Genomic DNA, 14160 nt, shown 5'->3' with positions numbered 1-14160 from the left:
CTATCTTTGTGGCATCATAATTTAGGTTTATAATTGGTTAGTTAAAAAGTCTCCATCCTCCCCGTTTGGAGACTTTTTTATGCCCCGTCGCAAATCTGTATCGCCTGCTTTAGCGATGCTAGTGCGTTTGGCCGCTTTGGAATGAATTCTTGCGCTACATAGCCTTTGAATCCCGTCTCTTGAATAGCTCTCATTATCGCAGGGTAATTGAGTTCTTGCGTGCTATCAATTTCATTTCTGCCAGGCACGCCGGCGGTATGAAAATGGGCGATGTATGCATTATACTTTTGTATGGTATCGATGATATTACCTTCCATAATCTGCATATGGTAAATATCATAAAGTAGCTTAAAATGATTGGACCCTATTTCGTCACATACCGCTACACCCCAAGCCGTATGGTCGCATTGGTAGTCAGGGTGGTCAACTTTGCTGTTCAGCAATTCCATCACCAGGGTGACGCCATATTTTTCAGCGGTATCCATCACCCGTTTCAGACCGGCGACGCAGTTTTTAATACCTTGCTCGTCATCTAGCCCATTACGATTGCCCGAAAAACAGATAAGCTGATTGTAGCCAGCGGCAGCGACCTTCGGAATCATCGCTTCATAACTCGCTACGAGTTCGTCATGGAGTCTTGTGTCATTGAATCCTTCAGTGATACCTCGTCCTGCTCCATGTGGCAGGGCCGCGTGTAGGCCATACTGCTGCAATACGGGCCACTCGTCTGGTCCTACCAAATCAATGCCCGATATGCCTATTTCCTTTGCCGCTTGGCATAAATCTGGCAGAGGGATAGACGGATAACACCACCGACAAACCGAATGATTGATTTTACCTTTCAACACCGGAGGAAGGGCTGCATTGGAAGCAGCGATGTGAGGAAGCACCCCGCTTGCCAATATTGTAGCCCCCGAGACCGTCACTGTCTTTAGCGCACTTCTCCTAGACAATATTTGCGCTGCTGGTTTCATGGTCAGTCTTTTTACAATGTGTGCCAAACTTAATGAAAGTTATACAGAAATGCAATTCTCGCCGGTTTGCCGTCATCGCTTCCCAGTGATGGTTATTATCTTTCTAAGCCACCCACGCCTACTTCAAAAAAATAAATTTTATTTTGCATAGTGTAAAAAATACACTACCTTTGCAGTATCATAATTTAGGTTTATAATTGGTTAGTAAAGGTTTCCATTCTCCCCGTTTGGAAACCTTTCGTTTTTTCTATCCGCCGCCTTTCACAACCAATCAGTCGTCATTGGCTGAGGGCTACAGATTCTTTCGATCACATTGCTTAGCGGATGTGTGTTCATGGCACATCTATTCTTTATCTAAATGGTTCCAGTTGATAATTGAATTCCATACCATCGGCGCATCGTGGTGATTTAAGTAGCGGTGTAGCGGATCAAACGTAAATCCCACAACACGCCCTTTTCCGACCGGCACATTGAAGATGGCTCCTTCTCCGAGAATAAGCTCTTCATTACGCACCATACCTGATAACACATACGGATAATCCTTCGGTGAATAATTTTTCGGTTTTTCGGCCTGCTTCGTTGGCGCTCCTTGCAAGCCCAAGATAGGACCTGTGTATTCGATATCCTGCTTGGCGGTAGGAGCGCCGTATTGCAAGACTAGTCTATCCCTGTGTTGCCTTTCAACCTGCAATACCGGTCCATTGCCACGGAAGATAGGGAACAATTCGGGATAACCATAAAGAATGGGGCTAGAGGGAACCCGTGCACGTGCCTGCACGACCGAACCGGGGTGTAGCATATTTGCCGTGGATTTTTGGCTCAACCCTTCAGCTACCCCTACCTCAGCCAACATCGCGGTAGAATTGTCGAAAGCAATGAGAGCACCTCCATTATTGACAAAAGCATGCAGGTTAGCTACTCCGTCAAAACCAGGACCGCCGGTCATGTCATCTGTGGAATCGGGATAACCGTGGGACGGATAGTCCTTAGTCTTGGTAAATGGCATAGGGCCGAGCTTCCTATCGACGTCATGAATAAAATCCTTGCCCGCCCCGCGCAAGCGGGGCACCAAAATAACATCAAAGCGATCATTCAGCTGGCCTTGTTTGAGATCATCCTTATCAATGGACGTGTAGGGGATACCCCGTTGCTCAAACGTGAAACGTGTCCATCCTTCATCCTGGGTGTATGACCAGCTATGGTAAACTGCGATGCGCGGCAAACTTACGGGGTGTTTATCGGCGCTTATCGTTTCATCGGTAGCCAACAGGTCCAGGCCAAACGTGGCGGCAAGTTCTCTCGCCCGCGAAGCATTTAAGCCGCTAAATAGCACACTACCGCGACCAAGGGTGTCTGCACCCAGCACCACGTCGGCGTCCAGCACCTCGACGCCCACCTTCGGGTCGTTTGCCTTAAGCCAGAACAGGCTTGAAAGCACAGTTTGCTGAGCCCTGTAAGGGATCAGATAAGTCGATCCAGTGCCGCGCACACTACCTCTGTAGACCACGTTTTCCGTCAACAGCCTAAGCGTGTTGTCCGGATAAAAATCTGCATCGTTGGTCTGCAGCACATCCACGCCGTACAACAGACCAAACGTCCAGGCAATATCATCATATGGTGGAAATTCAGCGTCTTTCGGAAATCGCTGTTCGGTCAACAGCGAGACAGCCAAGTTGCGATAAGGTTGGTCCAGCTTTACCACGTAATCCCCTCGGTTTGCACCGGATATGGCTTCATGCACCTCAATAGCTTGCGCCCGCAATTGGTTTACCAAGTAAGCAGCCATGCCCGGATCGCGCTGCGTCTTAGGGATTATAAACGCCTTTAAGGTATCCGTTTTACCTTTTTCTATAGCTTTCACTCCTTTTTGATAGAAATTTTCGAGCAAAGTCTTTCCATTAATTGATGCAAACCGCAGGCCAGCAAGTACGCCAGCCTGCATATAATTAACGTTGTTCCGCAAGGACCAGATGACCTTTGCCGTGGCGGGCTCAGGTCGGTACCATTCACGGCTCGTTGCCGGCTTGCCGGCGTAGTTACTTGTGGCAATATCCCTCAAGAAGGTATTTGACCCAGCATTGCCAAATGTCTCATAAAAGCGACCAATACTATTATGATTATTAGCTATCCAGAAGAGATATCCCGGATACCATCCATCGTAAAAACCCCACGTAAACACGCCAGGAAGGCCTTGGGCCGCGAGCTGGGTCATCTCATATTGAGCCAGCAACGACCACTCATTGATCGTCGTTGGGTCAAGATCAGCGTTATACGGCCCTGTGCCGACCGAAATATAAAGCAAAGGCACGGATTCATGGAGGTCGAGCAACACGGTGGGATGCCACTCATAATATACTCGGTAAGCAGCTTTAGTGAGTTCTTGGGAAATTTGTAAGCCGTCTCGATTGTTGTCATGCACGGTATATTTCCCCCAATACGGTGGCCGCGACGGCATCCCGTCATCCCAATCGGTACGGGATTTGGTGTAACGGTTGTACCAGTCGGTCTGCTTATCCCAGCCATCCGGTTCAGAAACTGGATTGATGATAGTGATGACCCGCTCACGGATGTCCTTTATGTATGCAGCGGTATCGGTAGCCAAGCGATAGGCCAGTTCCATGAGCATATGCGGGGATCCCGTTTCGGGAGAGTGCAAGCCGCCGTTGAGGAAATAAACCGGCTTGGCTTGACTGATAATGGCGGCAGCTTCCCCAGCCTGTACTTTTCGGGGATCAGCCAATTTGGCGAGCAAGGCTTTATATTGATCCAGGTTTTCCATTGTATGCTCGTCGGCAATAACCACCAAATGTAATGGGCGGCCCTCTTCCGTCATGCCGATTTGCATCATATTCACTCGCCCAGAGGTCTGTGCAAGCTTATCGAAATAACCATAAATCTGTGTTGTATTATACATGATGCCAGGCGCTCCGATAATTTCGCCGAAGTGCTTCAAAGGCGACGGCACCCTAGGATCATCAAGCAGGTTGAGCACTGATGAAGGCAAAAAACGCCCATCAGTCGTATACTCCTTAATTTTTTGATTGTAAACCTCATCGATCGGTTGCGCATAGCCAACGATGTACGCCAGCAACATGCCAGAGGTTAATAGAATAAATGGCCTTTTCATAATTTTGGGAAATTTGGGAGCAATATACACATTACACCGCTCATTTTTATACGCTTCGTTTTACAGGGCATTTGCGTTTGCATTGACTTCAAACAAAGAGATAAAAAGCGACAAATATTTCGGTCATGCCATCAATGATAAATTTTCAATTTTTCTTTGGTTAGTGTAAAAAATACACTATCTTTGTTACATCATAATTTAGGTTTATAATTGGTTAGTAAAGGTTTCCATTCTCCCCGTTTGGAAACCTTTCATTTTTTAGGCCGCCCAACCTTCCGCTTAACGTGACTCATGGACGGTCATACAAAGTGGCTTCCGTACTCCAAGCGTCCCAACAAACTAAGTTACATAAGTTTAAAGAAAAACATATTTCCGTCATCTTAGTTAATCATTAAAGGCTAATGCATAGCCCGCTATCGCGCCCATGCTACTCCCAGAACCGGCAAGATGGTTCGTATAGGTAAGAGCGATTAAAGAAATTTTCATTATTTTTGAAAAAAGAGGTGTACTATGCTATCAAGTTTGTTTCTTAAACAACATACACTGAAAAACGCGAAACAGTACATCTGGCTCAAGAGCAAGATTAGCATTGCTTTCCTTTTTTCCGCGCTGGGCCTTATAGCGCAAGAAAACAAATTTGAAAAAAAGGTTGTCTTAGAAAATCTGCCTGTACCCAAGGAAAAGAAACAGCTTTTTTACCTGCAACGCGACCCGGACGAAAATACGGTCGTATATCAACTCAACATGAAAGGCAACATGGTGGATGCTGATGAGCCGGTAAATGTCTATTGGATACGATACGCAGAAGGAGGCGTACGCAAAGACCTGAATTTCGTACAACGTACGATGGCCTATGGCATTATCCACAAAGCGCTCGACAACGGGGACTTCGAGTTGCGTCTAACTGCATATAAGAATCTTCCTTTACGCCTGTCATACTGCAGTAAAAGCAAAGCATATGTTGTCTACGCCCCTATCAATAATCGGGAAGCGATTCTAGAGCGAATCTTCGTCCGCATCAATGGCGGCAGCATGTTTAAGCCCGATATAGCTTATTTCGAACTCGTTGGACGTGATACCGCGACCATGGCCAAGGTAACCGAACGGATTAAACCATGAAGGTACTAACCGCCATATTATCCATCATGCAGGTGGCTTGCCATGGCCAACTTTCTTCAAATTATACAGACTTACGCTACCACATGGTGGGCAACCAGCTTACCACACGCGGGATCAGTCACCCGGCCACCTTAAAAGCCATGCAAACCGTCGAAAGGCACCTATTCGTGCCAATGTCACTTCGAAAACACGCTTACGACGATACGCCGCTACCCATCGGATATAACCAAACGATTTCCCAACCGTACATCGTTGCCTACATGACACAGTTACTAGCCCCAAAGGCTAGCGATCGGGTACTTGAAATCGGCACAGGCTCTGGCTACCAAGCAGCGGTGCTAGCAGAAATTGTGAGGGAAGTTTATACCATAGAAATTGTCCCTGAGTTGGGCAATCGAGCCAAAAACCTGCTGCAGCAACAGGGTTACGACAATGTAACGGTCATCATTGGCGACGGTTACAAGGGGCTTGAACCCAAAGCCCCATTTGATGCCATTGTAGTTACAGCCGCGCCAGAAGAAATACCTCCTGCATTAATTGAACAATTAAAGGACGGCGGAAAAATGATTGTGCCTGTAGGCCCCCCTACCGCCGTACAAACATTGGTATTAATCGAAAAGAAGCGCGGCAAGGTTATTCGGACGGAGCTCTCTGCAGTACGGTTTGTCCCTTTCACCCGGGAAAAGTAAAAAGTACACGACAGATTTCTTTTTTTTAATCTAAATATCTTTTATTTGCATCTTTATTTAGATTGTTTCAATATTAATGGCTTCAGCGAGAATAACACCTTTCCATGGCAAGCGCAACCCCAAACACCTGGCAAAAAATCAGAAAGCTTTTTAATGACATCCATCTTTGGCTAGGTTTAACCAGCGGCTTAATCATTTTTTTAGTCTGCCTATCCGGCACCATTTATGTCTTCAACAGCGAGCTTACGGAATGGGGCGCTCCCCATCTTTATAACGTCAACATCCAGCCAGATGCCGAACGAAAATCCCCCGATGCCTTTTTACGGCAGGTAGAAGCGCATTCCGGAGGAAAAATTACGTCTGTAAACGTCCCGCACGATCCAAAAAGAAGTTATACGTACATGGTAAAAGTAGCCGGTGACAACAGCCGCTTTGGCACAGCCTACATGGTAAATCCCTACACTGGTGAGATCCTCGGATCGTCCAACGACAAAAATACAGTCAAGGATTTCATGAGTATGATGTTCAGCCTTCACCGGTGGCTGCTATTGGACAAAATTGAGCAGCCTATTATTGACGGCCTTGAAAACAGGCGGCTGGGCAGCATCATCAGTGGTTGGGCCACCATCATCTTTACGCTGGGATGCATCACCGGTCTGGTCATCTGGTTTCCTCCAAAAGTGAAAAACTGGAAACAAGGGCTTAAAATAAAGGTTAGCGGCAATTGGAAACGCACCAACCACGACCTACATAATTCGCTGGCTTTCTATGCGCTGGCATTGCTTTTGATAATGGGCATCACGGGACCACAGTGGTCATTTCCCTGGTACCGCACCGGATTACAGAAGACCCTCGGCACTTACAAGCCCGAAGGGGGTTCCTCGGGCGGAGGGCCAAGGTCACAGCACGGATCGGCGACTCATCGCGATGGCTCATTGGATATCGCCGCCCAATTTGCAGCCGCAGATACGGCGCAGCAGGCTCCGCCCTTGGCCTTACCAGCGTTGATCGCTTCGGCTGACACTCATTTGCCATATGCCGGAGACTACGCTATTTCCCTCCCAACAAGCCCAGATGCTCCCACCCAAATCACCAAGACCAAAGTGGGCTTTTTTGCACCAGCCGCTGGCGATAAGATTTCGTTGGACACACAGACCGGCGCGCTCCTTTCGTTGGACATATTTTCCCAGAAGCCCTTCAACGAACGCATTGCGGGCTCCATCAAAGCGCTTCATGTCGGCAACGTATACGGGACGTTTTCGAAAATACTTTACTTCTTCGCTTGCCTGATTGCTACTTCACTGCCCGTCACCGGAACGCTTATCTGGATTAATAAAATGAAGAAAAAGTCAAAACGCGCAAGGAAGGTTCACGTCGCCGGAAGGGCTTCCAGCACTCCGTTAACCACGCGCTCGGCCTTATAGCGCATTAATACTAATCAATAGATGATAGTAAACTTGAAGTCCAATGGCCGGAAATGCCGCAACAGTTCGTCGATCAATTGGTCTCCATATTTGACATAAAGTAGCCCAAAGTTTTCGGACCGCTCCTGCAATGCTCCGTCAGGAAAAAGCCTGTCTTTAATGCGATCTATCTGAATCAACGCGTCCTCGTGGTTTCGTTTATCTGCTTTCAATAATTTTTTTTCCAGGTTGTTGATGGCTTTTTTGAGTCTGGCCTTTACCGCATCGGTACTTGGGCCCAGGCTGGGGTCAATTTTATGCGCCCGCAACCGCAGCCTACTGAATATGGCATTAAGCTCCATCCACTCATCGTTGAGATTGAGTCGATGTTTCGTGTGCCTCCTTACATATTCTTTTTTTAGCTCTTCCGTATCCTTGAAGATACTCTTAAACGTCAAATCGAGGCGAAGCACTTTCACCGCCATATTGTCGTCGGTCACCATGGCCGAGTTGCGAGGCACAAGGATGGGATAGTCTACCTTGTAATGTTGGAAGCAGGCCTTTAGTTGCATCCAATACACCATTTCGGCTCCACCACCAACATAGGCGAGGTTCGGTAAAATGACTTCTTGGTATAGCGGACGCATTACCACATTTGGGCTAAATCGCTCAGGATGGTTTTGTATCTCTACTTTGAGCTCTTCTTCCGTAAAAAACATGTTTTGATGGAGTACTTCGTAGCGTCCATCGTCCAATTTGACGATCCGTTCCCGAAAAGCCTCAGTTAGGTAAAAAAAGTTGATTTCACGTGCGTGCACCTGGGTATTAAAGCCCGCCGCTTCAAGAGCCTTTGAAGTTTGCGTTATTGCCGCATGGCTATGTTCACTCAATATATCTTGTTCAACCAACGGCGCGAAATAACGCTTTAGCGACGTGTCGTCGGCGTCCATAACGACAAGCCCATGCTTTCCGAACAGCGCATGGACCAAATAACGGGTAGCTGTCGCCAAATTATCTTGGCGTAGGTAAGCCTCTTCCATTAGCTTCGCTAACTTTGAAGAATTGACCGACAGGCCAAGGAAGCTTTGGTATTGACGCACGGCTTCAGCCATTCCCGAAATCGTTAACCGGCCAGTGGCACCCTGTGCCGGAGCGTCCCACGCAATTTTTTTGCCGTGGAGCCGCACGTGGTTAATTTCGGCAAAGTCATGGTCTTCCGTGGCCATCCAATATACCGGCACGAAAGTATATTCCGGAAACGCCTCTTTAAGATCCCGAGCCAGTTTGATGGTGGTGACAATCTTAAAAATGAAATATAGTGGCCCAGTGAAAATATTGAGTTGATGGCCCGTAGTGACGGTAAAGGTTCGCTCATCCAGCAATGCCGCTATGCTGGAAGCGACTTGGGATCCCTCTTCCAACAACGTGCCGTACTGCCTCCTCAAACTTTGCACCAACAACATCCGGTCGGTCTTGCCCGCTTTGGCTTGTATTTGGTTAGCAAAGCCGGCGATATCTGGCCTATTGCCCGTAAATGGTTCCAGCGCAGAGTCGTTATCTAAATAAGCCAACAGCGTTTTAGAAAAGCTGTTCGTATCGCGATAGTCTATGTAAGTCGCCTTCATTGGTAAACAAAGATAATGCTTGCCTGTAAAAGCGACGACTAATAACGATTATTTGACAATCGCTCCATACAAGTCGAAGTCTTCGGCATGCTCAATATGCACACGGGCAAAACTTCCCGGAGCGACGTAGTGGCCATCGGTAGGAATAAGCACCTCGTTGTCCACTTCCGGTGAGTCGTATTCAGTACGCCCTACAAAGTGTGCCCCATCCACTTTATCGATTAACACCTTATAAGTCTTTCCTACTTTCGTTTGATTGATAGTATATGAAATATCCTGCTGAATCTCCATGATCTGTTCTACGCGTGCGGCTTTTTCATCATCCGGCACATCGTCCGGCAAATTATACGCATGCGTTTTTTCCTCATGCGAATAGGTAAAGCAACCCAAACGGTCGAATCGCGTATCAGCCACCCACTGTTGCAGCTCCTCAAAATCTTGTTCCGTTTCGCCCGGATAGCCGCAAATAAGCGTTGTGCGTAGGGAGATCGCTGGCACGCGATCACGGATCGCGTTGACCAAGTCAATGGTCTTTTGTTTCGTGATACCCCTGCGCATGGAACGCAGCATGTTGTCGCTGATATGTTGCAGCGGCATGTCAAGGTAGTTACAGATGTTGCTACGTTCGTTCATCACATCAAGGATATCCATGGGGAACCCTGAGGGGTAAGCGTATTGCAGCCGTATCCATTCAATACCTTCCACATCTGAGAGTCTACGCAAGAGTTCCGCCAAATTGCGTTTGCCATACAAATCCAGTCCATAGTACGTCAGGTCCTGCGCAATAAGGATAAGCTCCTTCGTACCATTTTTAGCCAGGTACCGGGCTTCATCCACCAAGCTCTCCATCGGTTTGGATATGTGTTTTCCCCGCATAAGCGGGATGGCACAAAACGAGCAAGGCCGGTTGCAGCCTTCGGCAATCTTAAAATACGCAAAATGCGAAGGCGTAGTAAGCATACGTTCACCCAACAACTCATGTTTATAATCAGCCCCGATGGTTCCAAGCAGATTTTGCAGGTCATTAGTTCCGAAGTATGCGTCCACATTGGGAATTTCGGCTTGCAATTCGGGCTTGTACCGCTCGGAAAGGCATCCTGTTACGATGACCTTGCCTACCCGGCCTTCACTCTTGAGTGCGCTATATTGCAGAATGGTATCAATGGACTCCTGCTTGGCGTTGTCTATAAAGCCGCAGGTGTTGATGACCACGATATCATCTGTCCGAATGTTGGTTGCTTCATGCACCACTTCCATGCGATTACCTCGCAATTGCCCCATGAGGATTTCACTATCATGGATATTCTTCGAACAGCCCAAAGTCACCACATTTACACGGGGTGAACCAGCTTGGGGGGCTGGTTTAACAAGTTTTGTCTTCATCCGCTATACGTCGCCCCTTAATTACTTAAATAATGAATCGACAAATTCCTTTTTGTTGAATAACTGCAGGTCACCTACTTTCTCCCCCACACCGATATACTTCACAGGAATTTTGAATTGGTCCGAGATCCCGATGACCACGCCACCTTTGGCCGTACCATCCAGCTTAGTCAGTGCCAGCGCATTGACATCGGTAGCCTGGGTAAATTGTCTGCATTGTTCAATGGCATTCTGCCCCGTTGAAGCATCGAGCACGAGTAGTATCTCGTGCGGGGCACCGGGCACTACCTTTTGCATGACCTGTTTGATCTTGGTCAGCTCGTTCATCAGGGCCACTTTGTTGTGAAGCCTTCCAGCGGTATCGATGATAGCCACGTCATCTCCGTTTGCTACGGCAGATTTTACGGTGTCGAAGGCCACGGAAGCCGGGTCCGAACCCATGGCTTGCGCCACCACCCGCACCCCTACCCGTTCGCCCCAGAGTCTGATTTGGTCTACCGCGGCAGCACGAAAGGTGTCTGCGGCGCCCAGCACCACGCTATTGCCGGCTTCTTTAAGTTGATGGGCTAGTTTTCCGATAGTCGTCGTTTTGCCTACGCCATTGACCCCCACCACCATGATGACATACGGCTTGTGTTCCCCGTATTCGAAATGCTCAAAATCTGAGCTGTTGTTTTCGGCAAGAAGTGCTTGGATTTCCTCACGCAGGATAGCGTTCAGCTCGCTCGTGTTTACATATTTATCGCGTGCTACACGCGCTTGGATACGCTCAATGATTTTGAGCGTCGTACTTACCCCTACATCAGACGTGACCAACACCTCCTCCAGCTCATCCAGCACTTGGTCATCTACAGTGGATTTACCCACCATCGCCTTAGTAATCTTCGACAAAAAGCCTTCTTTGGTCTTTTCCAACCCCTTGTCAAGGGCCTCCTGTGCTTCAGGGGTCTCCTGCTTTTTTTTGAAAAAATCAAATAGTCCCATGCTTCTAACCTAAGTGACAAACATAACAAAAAAAGCCCTTCCGGTAGACCCCCGAAACGGCTTTCTAAAATGCTACAAACACAAAGACTACTGTGCGGCCGTCTCTGTTACGGTTTCGCGAGCCACTTCTATGGCTTCTTTGACGTGGTCATTGTGCGCAATCAGTTCCTTAAAGGTGTATGCACCGGTCTTCGGAGACCGCACGGCAGTGATTACCTTTGTATAGTCCTTGCCCTTACCTGTTTTGAGTGATGCTACTGCTTTCTTTGCCATATCGTTAATGAGTTATGCAAATTGCTTTGGAAAGCAATTGCGGATTTACTTAATCTCCTTGTGAACGGTCACACGCCGCAGAACGGGATTGAATTTCTTCAACTCCAACCGTTCAGTCGTGTTCTTCTTGTTTTTCGTCGTGATATAACGCGACATCCCAGGAAGACCGCTTTCCTTGTGCTCGGTACACTCCAAAATCACTTGTACCCTATTTCCTTTTTTAGCCATTGCTTTATATGTTATTATCCGCTGAAATCAGGCGGGCGTATACTTGTATAATTAAACGTATCCTTTTTTGATAAACTTGTTAATGACGGCCGTAATACCGTTTTTATTGATGGTTTTTATCGCCGAGGTGGATACTTTCAGGGTAATCCAACGGTTTTCTTCGGGGATGAAGAACCGCTTGGTTTGCAAATTAGGATAAAATTTACGTTTCGTTTTCACGTTTGAATTGGAAACGTTGTATCCGTTCATCGCCCCTTTTCCTGTTAAATCACAAACTCTTGACATGATTGTATGCTGTTTTTATCTTATTAATCGCCTTTTTGCAAAGAGCTTGCAAATATCGGTATTTGTTTTTTATTATACAATTTTTTTTTTTAAATTGCATGTTTAACATTAATCACCGACCGCTTTTTGCGGACGGAGAACGATGAGGGGATTAGTGTTCAATAAAATTTGTTACCTTTGTGTTGAGTATTGGTTACTACCTCTAAATGTAAAGCACCTATACCATGAGCACAGAAAGCAAAAGGCAACAACGGTTTGCTGGAGTAATCCAGCAGGATTTGGGAGAGCTCTTCCAGCGCGAAGGCAGTGCATGGGCTCCTGGGGCGTTCATTACGGTCACCCGGGTTCGGGTAACTCCCGATTTAGCAATTGCGCGGGTATATCTCAGCTTCCTCAACACAAAACAGGCTAAGGAGCATTTGGCCAGCATCAAATCCCACGTAAATGAGATTCGCTATAAGTTAGGTGCCCGCATCAAAAACCAGGCACGGATTGTTCCGCAGCTTGAGTTTTTCTTAGACGACACCAACGAGTATGTGGAACACATGGATAAGCTGTTTGATGAAATCAGTAAAGAACCCCGACAACCGGAATAGACCGGATGATTTTCGAGCTTAACCCCAATGATATCCACTTCCCCAATCCAGCACTTGCTGAACCAGATGGGCTCTTGGCTATCGGAGGTGACTTACGCCCCGAACGGCTCATAGCAGCGTACAGAAGGGGTATATTCCCTTGGTATAGCGATGACACCCCCATTCTTTGGTATTCGCCACACGAACGGTTTGTGCTGTTCCCCAGCGAATTGAAGATCAGCAAGAGTATGCGGCAAGTGCTGCGTTCCACCCGGTTTACTGTCACCTACGACCAAGCTTTTGCACATGTAATCGCCAGCTGTGCTTCGCAGCCGCGTCGCGGGCAAGATGGCACCTGGATTACGGATGATATGCGGCGAGCCTATATCAGGCTGCATGACCTCGGAATTGCCCATGCAGTGGAAGTGTGGCGCGACAGCAAACTGGTCGGCGGACTTTACGGTGTAGCCGTAGGTCAGGTCTTTTGTGGCGAAAGCATGTTTAGTCGGGAAGCAAATGCCTCCAAGGTGGCATTGGTTTCGCTCTGCCAATCCGGCGAATATAAGCTGATTGACTGCCAGGTCTATACAGAGCATCTTGCTTCGATGGGCGCCAGAATGATCTCACGGGAAGAATATGTGGCGTTGCTCTCATAGCACTTCACATACCACTTAGTGCTTAGTTGGGTTACCCTTTTTCAGTCACCCAGAAATTATTGAATCCGAGTCCACTCTGCAACTCCAGCAGCTGCTGTTGGAGCATCTCCAAGATAGCTAAGAAGTTATAAACGAACTGCACCTTGTTTTCAGAGTTTTTGACGATAACACTAAAATCCAGTTTTTTATTGATTGCTAGCAAGGAAGCGATGGCTTTCTTCTGCTGTTCTATCGTATAAGGATATTTTACCACAGTGTGCCGTACTTCCTTACTTCTGGCGGTGTAATTATACATCAACTTCTCGTATACGAGCATAAGCTTATAGAGATCAAAGGAGGTAAGCTCCTCCCCCTGTCCTGCATATTCACCGATGATACGCAAATCTGTCGAGATATTTCCGCGCTTGGCCTGCATAAACCGTTGTTCTTCCAATAAGCGCAGTTCCTCAGACACCTCTTTGAACTGCTTATAAAGAACCAGCTTTTGTATTAAATCCTGCTTTGGATCGATTTCATTACCTTCTTCGTCCAGCTCGGGCCTGGGGAGCAACATCTTGGCCTTGATACGCATCAGCGTTGCTGCTACAAAAATAAACTCGCTGGCCAACTCCATGTTAAGCGCCTGCATATGCAGGATATAATCCAGGAAATCGTTCGTAATTTTAGCAATCGGTATATCATGGATATTCAACTCATCGCGCTCAATAAAGAACAACAATAAGTCAAATGGCCCCTCAAACTGCGGGAGCTTTATTTCGTATCCTTCCACTTGCATCTTGCTTTGCAAACTTACTTAACTTACGCATGCTATGCAAGTTGGTAATTTAACCGTGCCGCCA

Annotated in this window: 14 protein-coding genes; 5 read left to right on the top strand and 9 right to left on the bottom strand. The window is 47.3% G+C overall.

What is annotated here, in order from left to right:
- Nucleotides 1–77: 77 nt before the first annotated feature.
- Both JHJ32_RS19500 and JHJ32_RS19495 read right to left on the bottom strand, forming a co-directional pair.
- Entirely contained in the window at nt 78–974 is an 897-nt protein-coding gene (locus JHJ32_RS19500; protein ID WP_200122101.1) for a hydroxypyruvate isomerase family protein, read from the bottom strand.
- A gap of 343 nt (nt 975–1317) precedes the next feature.
- Nucleotides 1318–4101 (bottom strand): M14 family zinc carboxypeptidase, encoded by a 2784-nt coding sequence (locus tag JHJ32_RS19495; RefSeq protein ID WP_200122100.1) that lies wholly within the window; start codon nt 4099–4101, stop codon nt 1318–1320.
- Between the two features lie 510 nt (nt 4102–4611).
- Between JHJ32_RS19495 and JHJ32_RS19490 the strand changes: the two genes are divergently transcribed.
- The 3 genes from JHJ32_RS19490 to JHJ32_RS19480 all read left to right on the top strand — a co-directional run bounded on the left by JHJ32_RS19490 (nt 4612) and on the right by JHJ32_RS19480 (nt 7333).
- Nucleotides 4612–5220, top strand: a complete 609-nt coding sequence (locus tag JHJ32_RS19490) for a DUF4833 domain-containing protein (RefSeq protein WP_079718381.1) — start codon at nt 4612–4614, stop codon at nt 5218–5220.
- Nucleotides 5217–5909: a protein-L-isoaspartate(D-aspartate) O-methyltransferase gene (locus JHJ32_RS19485; RefSeq protein WP_079718382.1), complete on the top strand. Its 693-nt coding sequence runs from the start codon at nt 5217–5219 to the stop codon at nt 5907–5909. The genes JHJ32_RS19490 and JHJ32_RS19485 overlap by 4 nt, the downstream gene beginning before the upstream one ends.
- Nucleotides 5910–6013: 104 nt before the next feature.
- Complete coding sequence (locus tag JHJ32_RS19480) at nt 6014–7333, top strand: PepSY domain-containing protein (protein ID WP_200122099.1); 1320 nt, start codon at nt 6014–6016, stop codon at nt 7331–7333.
- A gap of 14 nt (nt 7334–7347) precedes the next feature.
- On the opposite strand, the gene bshC is transcribed toward JHJ32_RS19480, so the two are convergent.
- The 6 genes from bshC to rpmB all read right to left on the bottom strand — a co-directional run bounded on the left by bshC (nt 7348) and on the right by rpmB (nt 12090).
- Nucleotides 7348–8937, bottom strand: a complete 1590-nt coding sequence (gene bshC / locus JHJ32_RS19475) for a bacillithiol biosynthesis cysteine-adding enzyme BshC (RefSeq protein WP_079718384.1) — start codon at nt 8935–8937, stop codon at nt 7348–7350.
- Nucleotides 8938–8985: 48 nt separating this feature from the next.
- Nucleotides 8986–10320 carry a 30S ribosomal protein S12 methylthiotransferase RimO gene (rimO, locus tag JHJ32_RS19470; RefSeq protein ID WP_079718385.1) on the bottom strand — a complete coding sequence of 445 codons (1335 nt, stop codon included), beginning with the start codon at nt 10318–10320 and terminating at the stop codon, nt 8986–8988.
- Nucleotides 10321–10341: 21 nt separating this feature from the next.
- Nucleotides 10342–11304 carry a signal recognition particle-docking protein FtsY gene (gene ftsY / locus JHJ32_RS19465; RefSeq protein WP_079718386.1) on the bottom strand — a complete coding sequence of 321 codons (963 nt, stop codon included), beginning with the start codon at nt 11302–11304 and terminating at the stop codon, nt 10342–10344.
- Nucleotides 11305–11391: 87 nt separating this feature from the next.
- Nucleotides 11392–11577 carry a DUF4295 domain-containing protein gene (locus tag JHJ32_RS19460; protein WP_079718387.1) on the bottom strand — a complete coding sequence of 62 codons (186 nt, stop codon included), beginning with the start codon at nt 11575–11577 and terminating at the stop codon, nt 11392–11394.
- A gap of 45 nt (nt 11578–11622) precedes the next feature.
- Nucleotides 11623–11805: a 50S ribosomal protein L33 gene (gene rpmG, locus JHJ32_RS19455; RefSeq protein WP_079718388.1), complete on the bottom strand. Its 183-nt coding sequence runs from the start codon at nt 11803–11805 to the stop codon at nt 11623–11625.
- A gap of 51 nt (nt 11806–11856) precedes the next feature.
- Entirely contained in the window at nt 11857–12090 is a 234-nt protein-coding gene (gene rpmB, locus JHJ32_RS19450) for a 50S ribosomal protein L28 (protein ID WP_079718389.1), read from the bottom strand.
- A 224-nt stretch (nt 12091–12314) separates the two neighbouring features.
- On the opposite strand from rpmB, the gene rbfA reads away from it, so the two are divergent.
- The gene (gene rbfA / locus JHJ32_RS19445; protein ID WP_079718390.1) at nt 12315–12686 is read left to right on the top strand and encodes a 30S ribosome-binding factor RbfA; all 372 of its coding nucleotides are present in this window, start codon (nt 12315–12317) and stop codon (nt 12684–12686) included.
- A 5-nt stretch (nt 12687–12691) separates the two neighbouring features.
- Nucleotides 12692–13321, top strand: a complete 630-nt coding sequence (aat, locus tag JHJ32_RS19440; RefSeq protein WP_079718391.1) for a leucyl/phenylalanyl-tRNA--protein transferase — start codon at nt 12692–12694, stop codon at nt 13319–13321.
- Between the two features lie 31 nt (nt 13322–13352).
- Here aat and JHJ32_RS19435 read toward each other — a convergent pair whose 3' ends face one another.
- Nucleotides 13353–14096, bottom strand: a complete 744-nt coding sequence (locus JHJ32_RS19435) for a ScpA family protein (protein WP_079718392.1) — start codon at nt 14094–14096, stop codon at nt 13353–13355.
- Between the last annotated feature and the right edge of the window lie 64 nt (nt 14097–14160).

The organism is Parapedobacter sp. ISTM3, from assembly GCF_016533505.1.
Taxonomy (GTDB): domain Bacteria; phylum Bacteroidota; class Bacteroidia; order Sphingobacteriales; family Sphingobacteriaceae; genus Parapedobacter; species Parapedobacter luteus.
The sequence above is the reverse complement of the archived record's forward strand: the minus strand, read 5'-3'. Positions and strand labels throughout refer to the sequence as shown.